Origin of the sequence: Corallococcus interemptor, assembly GCF_003668875.1 — a bacterium.
Taxonomy (GTDB): domain Bacteria; phylum Myxococcota; class Myxococcia; order Myxococcales; family Myxococcaceae; genus Corallococcus; species Corallococcus interemptor.
On record NZ_RAWM01000383.1, the window covers coordinates 1 to 421 of the forward strand.

A 421-nucleotide genomic window follows, 5' to 3' on the forward strand; every position below is an offset into this window, starting at 1 on the left:
CAGACCGTTTGGTCAAAGCATTGTGGGCATATCGAACCTCCATTAGGACTCCAACAGGTGAGACCCCATATGCATTGACTTACTGGATGGAGGCAATCCTTCCGTTCGAGCTCCTGCACCCATCTTTGCGGATCCAATTAGATGAAGAGATGACAGAAGGCCAAAGACGAGAAGCATTGCAAATACAGCTGGACCTCCTCGATGAGAAAAGGATGAAAGCAGCAAAGCATGCTCAGGTGTACAAGAAGCGAATTGCAAGAGCCTACGATAAGCATGTCATAGAGAGGAAATTCAAAACAGGTGACCTTGTATTGAAACGCATCACTCAATCACAACTCCCACACATTAAAGGCAAATTGCGACCTAATTGGGAAGGCCCATATGTAGTTAAAGAAGTATATTCTGGCAATGCGTATAGACT

1 protein-coding gene is annotated in these 421 nt (G+C 45.1%); it reads left to right on the forward strand.

Annotation, left to right across the window (positions count from 1 at the left end; all coding sequences use genetic code 11):
- Positions 1-86: 86 nt before the first annotated feature.
- Positions 87-421: hypothetical protein (locus D7X96_RS40655; protein WP_208647464.1), on the forward strand; the 335-nt coding region annotated here is incomplete at its 3' end.